The sequence below is a fragment of the Mesorhizobium sp. J18 genome, from assembly GCF_007829525.1.
In the GTDB taxonomy this organism is placed as follows: Bacteria; Pseudomonadota; Alphaproteobacteria; order Rhizobiales; family Rhizobiaceae; genus VLJP01.
In genome coordinates this window covers 1-6,516 of sequence record NZ_VLJP01000073.1, presented here as the reverse complement: position 1 = coordinate 6,516, position 6,516 = coordinate 1, and the positions used below count along the sequence as shown (strand labels likewise).

The window sequence follows — 6,516 nt, the reverse complement described above, 5'->3', positions numbered from 1 at the left end:
AAGCCGCCGGCACCCGAGGTCTTCATCCCGGCATTCGCGCGGGCGGCCCTGCAACCCCAACCAGCAATGCCGCCCGCGCTGGCGCCGCGACCATCATTGCACTAACAATCAAATTGGACCCGTCCGTGGGGGCCGATCAGCAGCACCAGGATCTTGAACATCATCACCGTATCATAGGGCGGACGGCCGCCCTTCGCGCCATCCGAACACTTCAACGCCTTGGCCAGCGGCTTGCAAAACATCTCCCACGGCACGACGCTGCTCAGCTTCTCCAGTGGATCACCGGCTTCGCTCAGTCGCGCATAACGCTCATCGATGTCCCAGAAACCGGCCTGTCCCCGCATCCACCATCTCCGTGCAAATCAGCGCGGCGATGGAATCAAATCCCAGCCGAAAACGCGAGGTTTTTAGAGCGGTCCAGGTGATCATCGTCGAAGCAGCCCTAACCTTATCGCACAAGTCCAACGTCACGTTCTTCACGGATATGACAGCGGCCGCGCTGGCGCTAGAGAACGCGAACATTAGGGAATCACGTAAGGCAAGATCGATCGGGAATAATGATCGACCTTTAGCCTCGTTTTTAGAGGTGGTACGGCTCGCTGAGGACAAGTCGTACGCTCACAAATGCGGCAGGAGATACCGATAGGTTCGAATGCGATACGGCTGGTCAGGTCCAGTCCATCGGCATAGACAAAATCCTTTGCGTAGGAAATTTCGCAGCCGAGGGCAATTGCGTAACGGCGACGTGGTGCACGATATCCGCCTCCGGTCTTACTTACCTCTGTTGCGATCGAGAGATAGCGAACTCCGTCCGGCGTCTCGGCAAGTTGCCGAATGAGCCGTCCCGGCACTTCAAACGCCTGATGTACGTTCCAGAGCGGACAGGCTGCGCCGAACCGAGCGAATTGAAGTTTGGCACCACTGTGTCGTTTTGTGATGTTGCCCGCCCGGTCGATCGTGGCGAAGAAAACCGGAATTCCTTTCAGTCCTGGCCGCTGTAAAGTCGAAAGCCGATGAGCGACTTGCTCCAGGCTGGCGCCGAACCGGGCAGCCAGCAGTTCGAGGTCGTGGCGCAGGTCCTTCGCAGTTGACACGAAAGTCTGATAGGGCAATACCAAAGCGCCGGCGAAGTAGTTCTGCAATCCTATCCTACAGATTTCAGCCGCCTCGACTGACCGGAATTCAGCGCGTTTTACTATATTCTCTACATTGGCCTGCTGCTCCATTGCCGCAATCTGGAACGCCATCTGAAAAGTCCTGGTCGCGGCGGGTGAATAAGGGTTAAGGAACAGCGCCCGCGAGCCAGGATCGTAGCGCCTCAGGAACTCTTCTCCCGGCGCGGCGCGCACGATGCGGACGCCATGCCTGCTCTCCAGATATTCCGCAAGGACAGCGCCGGCATCACGCTCCGGAATAGTCAGGTTCACTGCCAACCGCTCGGCTGCAATATCGAGATCGTGGATGTAGTTGTCGACGAAATGAAAAAAATCGCGGACCTCCTCATAGGCCGTAGGTTCCGCAAATGCACTGGCCCGGCCTAGCTGATCGTCGAAGCTCGCGAGTTGCTCGCTGTTTCGCCTATAGGCCTGATGGCAACTGATCAGCGAATGGGCAAAACCGGGCGCGTTCTGAACGACGAGCTTGAGTTCCTGTAGACTGGGTGAATAGCCTTCGAACAGCGGATCAGCTAGCGCCTCTACAAGAGCCGAAAGCAAACGGTCATTGTCTCCGGCAGATATCGATTTGATATCGATTTGGAATTTTTCGGCCAGCGACAGAAGCACCGCGGCGGAGACAGGGCGCTGATTATTTTCGATCTGGTTTAGATAGCTCGTTGAGATGCCAAGCCGCTCAGCAAAGGCAGCCTGTGTGATCTTGTTGGCTTCCCTGAGTTCGCGGACCTTACGGCCAATATAAAGCTTTCCTGCTGCCATTTCGCAAATTCGCAATTTTCCGATTTGCATAAATCTACAGTACGCTTGTGTACCTTTTCAAGCTTTCTGTTCTCTTGGCGGCAGATTTAAATTCTCTTGGCGGCAGATTTAAATGCGCATCCACTAGATCAGCTCTGCCGGGAGGATATTTCAATGACGTTTTACGAGTCAGTAGCGAAGCAGCGCCGCTGGAATTCCTTCGCGGGGCAGATGACGACGGTTGTCGCATGCTCGCTTCTATTGGCCGTCTCGGCGAAAATCTCGGTACCCTTTTACCCGGTGCCGCTGACGATGCAGACGTTCGTCGTGATCGGGCTCGGCCTCGCGCTTGGGCCGGCGCGGGGAGGGGCAGCGGTGCTCCTCTATCTTGCCGAAGGTGTCGCGGGCCTGCCGGTCCTTGCGGGCACCCCAGAGAAGGGCGTCGGGCTCGCCTATATGATGGGGCCGACTGGCGGGTACCTTCTCGGTTATCTGCCGGCCGTGCTGCTCGCCGGCATGTTGGCGGTCCGCGGCTGGGACCGCCACCCTGTCACGGCCATGACCGCGGCGCTTTTGGCTGGAGCCGTCATCTATGTTCCCGGTCTCGTGTGGCTCGGCTTGGTTATTGGATTCGACAAGCCGGTGCTGGAATTCGGCCTTTATCCGTTCATCTTGGGCGATATCGTAAAGGCCATGCTCGCGGCGCTGCTCTTTCCCATGGCCTGGAAGGCACTTAAAGGTAAGGCTGGACACTGATGCGGGCCGTTCTCGAACAGCTCGAGGCGCGCCGCGCGCAGGCCCGCCTCGGCGGCGGGCAGGAGCGCATTAACGCGCAGCATTCCAAGGGAAAATTGACGGCCCGCGAACGGCTCGAAGTGCTCCTCGACGAAGGGTCGTTCGAGGAATACGACATGTACGTCACTCATCGCGCGACCGACTTCGGCATGGCTGCCCGGAAGGTTGCCGGGGATGGCGTGGTGACGGGCTGGGGAACAATCAACGGCCGGCTCGTCTATGTCTTTTCCCAGGATTTTACGGTGCTCGGTGGTTCCCTTTCGGAAACCCATGCCCAGAAGATCTGCAAGATCATGGATATGGCGCTGCGCAACGGCGCTCCAGTCGTCGGCCTCAATGATAGCGGCGGAGCGCGCATCCAGGAGGGTGTTGCCTCGCTTGCCGGCTATGCGGAAGTCTTCAAGCGCAATGTAGATGCTTCCGGCGTTGTCCCGCAGATATCCGTGATCATGGGCCCGTGTGCGGGAGGTGCAGTGTATTCGCCGGCCATGACTGACTTCATCTTCATGGTACGGAATTCCTCCTACATGTTCGTGACCGGTCCTGACGTGGTGAAGACGGTGACGAATGAAATCGTGACCGCGGAGGAACTCGGCGGTGCGACGACGCACACGCAAAGGTCGTCGGTCGCGGACGGGGCTTTCGAAAACGATGTCGAAGCCCTGGAGGAGGTGCGGCGTCTTTTCGATTTCCTGCCGCTGAACAATCGCGAAAAACCGCCGGTGCGACCTTTCTACGACGATCCAGAGCGTATTGAACTACGTCTTGATACGCTGGTGCCGGAAAACGCCAGCAAACCCTACGACATGAGGGAACTGATTACTGCAATTGCCGACGAAGGCGATTTCTACGAAATTCAGGCTGCCTTCGCCAGGAACATTGTTATCGGTTTCCTTCGCCTCGAAGGCCGATCAGTGGGGGTGGTGGCCAACCAGCCGATGGTGCTGGCCGGATGTCTCGATATCGATTCGGCGCGCAAAGCGGCCCGGTTCGTGCGCTTCTGCGATGCCTTCGACATTCCGATCCTGACGCTGGTCGACGTACCGGGCTTCCTGCCTGGAACAAGTCAGGAATATGGCGGCGTCATAAAGCACGGCGCCAAGCTGCTCTTTGCCTATTCCCAGGCCACCGTGCCGATGGTGACGCTGATCACGCGTAAGGCCTATGGCGGCGCCTACGACGTGATGGCGTCGAAACACATCGGTGCCGACGTCAACTATGCCTGGCCCACGGCCGAGATCGCGGTTATGGGCGCCAAGGGTGCTGCCGAAATCCTCTATCGCTCCGAACTTGGCGATCCGGGAAAGCTCGCGGCACGTACCAAGGAATATGAAGAGCGTTTCGCCAACCCCTTCATCGCCGCCGAACGTGGCTTCATCGATGAAGTGATCATGCCGCATTCCTCGCGCAAACGGATCGCGCGTGCCTTTGCCGCCCTGCGCGGCAAGAGTGTCGCAATGCGCTGGAAGAAGCATGACACGATTCCGTTGTGAAAACGCATTGACCTGCGTTCAGGTCGTTCGCGGTGATGAGAGTTACTCGACGCCTCGAGAACTCGCGCATCTCGTCGGAGGGTTCGAAGAACTGGTGTGGGTGGAACATGAAGGTCAGATGGACTGGTGCCTTTGTGTAGTTGATCTGCCCAGAACCCTCGGTCGCGCCGGCTTGGACTGGCGACAGGGCAGCGAACCAAAAGTGTTTGTCATCGATTCTGAGGTTTCATGTTCAACAAAATCCTCATAGCCAACCGCGGCGAGATCGCATGCCGGATAATCAAGACGGCCAAGAAACTGGGTATAGTCACGGTCGCGATTTATTCCGATGCAGACCGTGACGCTCTTCATGTCCGGCAGGCGGACGAGGCGGTCCATGTCGGTCCTGCCGCGTCTCCTCAATCTTATCTTAGCATTGCGAATGTCCTCGATGCCGTGAAGGCCACCGGTGCTGATGCCGTTCATCCTGGCTACGGCTTCCTGTCGGAGAATGCAAATTTCGCCGATGCGCTCCAGGCCAAGGGCGTGGCTTTCATCGGACCCCCGCCGGTCGCGATCGAAGCGATGGGCGACAAGATCACCTCCAAGAAGATCGCCGCATCAGCTGGTGTCTCTACGGTACCTGGCCACATGGGCCTGATCGAGAATCCCGAAGAAGCAGTTCGTATCGCCAGCCAGATCGGCTTTCCGGTGATGATCAAGGCATCGGCCGGCGGCGGTGGCAAGGGCATGCGCATTGCCTGGAACGAGGATGAGACACGAGAAGGTTTCCGATCTTCGCGAAATGAAGCCAGGAATGCCTTCGGTGACGAGCGGATATTCATCGAAAAATTTATCACGGAGCCACGCCACATCGAGATCCAGGTACTCGGTGATCAGCATGGCAACCTCATTTATCTAGGCGAGCGCGAATGCTCGATCCAGCGCCGCAACCAGAAGATCATAGAGGAGGCGCCGTCGCCATTTCTCGACGAGGCGACGCGGCGCGCGATGGGCGAACAGGCCGTCGCCCTTGCCAAGGCTGTCGGCTATTACTCGGCAGGTACCGTCGAGTTCATCGTCGATTGCGACTGCAACTTTTATTTCCTCGAAATGAATACCCGGCTTCAAGTCGAGCATCCGGTGACGGAACTTATCACTGGTCTCGATCTGGTCGAGGAAATGATCCGTGTTGCAGCCGGGGAGAAGCTGCGGATCGGCCAAGAGGACGTGCGGCTTAACGGCTGGGCGATCGAAAGCCGCCTCTATGCCGAGGACCCGTATCGCAATTTCCTGCCGTCAATCGGTCGCCTGACGCGTTACCGGCCGCCGGCGGAAGAACAGCGCGCAGACGGTTCATTGATCCGCAACGATACCGGCGTGGTCGAAGGATCCGAAATCTCGATGTATTACGACCCGATGATCGCCAAGCTCTGTGCCTGGGCGCCCGACCGGCCGACCGCCATTCGCGCCATGTCCGAGGCTCTGGACGACTTCGAGGTGGAAGGCATCGGCCATAACTTGCCATTCCTCTCAGCCGTCATGAACCATCCCCGATTCCAGGAAGGGAGGTTGAGCACCGCATTTATCGCCGAAGAGTTTCCCGATGGCTTTTCCGGCGCTGTCCCTGGCGACGCAGATGCACGCAAACTCGTTGCGGTCGCGGCATATACGAACTGGAAAATCCAGCATCGCAATATTCTCATCTCCGGGACGGTGGACAATGATCGCAGAAGAGTCCCCCAAAACTGGATCGTCACACTCAACGACCAGGCCTTTTCGCTCACGGTGCGAGATGAAGAGAATAGCATAGCGGTAATCTTTGATGATGGCATGCGCTTGATCGTTGCGAGCGACTGGCTGCCTGGACGATCGCATGCGGTTTTTGCGATCAGCGGTGAATCCCTGTCAATCAAAACGGCGCGATCCGGAACAGGCCATCGGCTGCGTTGGCGCGGCATGGATGTCGTCGCCCATGTGCGCAGTCCGCGCATCGCAGAACTGGCCCGTCTGATGCCGAAAAGGCAGCCACCAGATACGTCGAAGCTGCTGCTTTGCCCCATGCCCGGTGTAGTCACCACGATTGCTGTTTCCGAAGGCGATCCCGTCGAAGTCGGGCAGATTCTAGCCACCATCGAGGCCATGAAGATGGAGAACGTGTTGCGCGCCGAACGGCGTGCAACAATCAAGCGGATCGCCGCCAAGGCCGGAGCGAGCCTCGCCGTTGATGAGCCAATTTTGGAATTCGAGTAGGAGCTTCCCATGAAAGTAGTTGTCCCGGTAAAGCGGGTTATCGATGCGAATGTTAAGCCTCGCGTGAAGGCGGACGGCTCGGG

The 6,516-nt window shown here is 58.0% G+C and carries 5 protein-coding genes and 1 pseudogene; 4 read left to right on the top strand and 2 right to left on the bottom strand.

What is annotated here, in order from left to right:
- Positions 1-101: 101 nt before the first annotated feature.
- Together L598_RS19600 and L598_RS19595 are read right to left on the bottom strand one after the other, a co-directional pair.
- Positions 102-344: a hypothetical protein gene (locus tag L598_RS19600; RefSeq protein WP_246658846.1), complete on the bottom strand. Its 243-nt coding sequence runs from the start codon at positions 342-344 to the stop codon at positions 102-104.
- Positions 345-521: 177 nt separating this feature from the next.
- The gene (locus L598_RS19595) at positions 522-1,934 is read right to left on the bottom strand and encodes a short-chain fatty acyl-CoA regulator family protein (protein WP_144865408.1); all 1,413 of its coding nucleotides are present in this window, start codon (positions 1,932-1,934) and stop codon (positions 522-524) included.
- A gap of 153 nt (positions 1,935-2,087) precedes the next feature.
- Here L598_RS19595 and L598_RS19590 point away from each other — a divergent pair, with 153 nt between their 5' ends.
- The 4 genes and pseudogenes from L598_RS19590 to L598_RS19570 form a co-directional block, all read left to right on the top strand.
- Positions 2,088-2,669, top strand: coding sequence for a biotin transporter BioY (locus L598_RS19590; RefSeq protein ID WP_144865406.1), 582 nt, complete (start codon positions 2,088-2,090; stop codon positions 2,667-2,669).
- Positions 2,669-4,201 carry an acyl-CoA carboxylase subunit beta gene (locus L598_RS19585; protein WP_144865404.1) on the top strand — a complete coding sequence of 511 codons (1,533 nt, stop codon included), beginning with the start codon at positions 2,669-2,671 and terminating at the stop codon, positions 4,199-4,201. The genes L598_RS19590 and L598_RS19585 overlap by 1 nt, the downstream gene beginning before the upstream one ends.
- A 228-nt stretch (positions 4,202-4,429) precedes the next feature.
- Positions 4,430-6,433, top strand: a complete 2,004-nt coding sequence (locus tag L598_RS19575; RefSeq protein ID WP_144865400.1) for an acetyl/propionyl/methylcrotonyl-CoA carboxylase subunit alpha — start codon at positions 4,430-4,432, stop codon at positions 6,431-6,433.
- Between the two features lie 9 nt (positions 6,434-6,442).
- Positions 6,443-6,516: pseudogene (locus L598_RS19570) on the top strand (electron transfer flavoprotein subunit beta/FixA family protein); the annotation flags it as partial.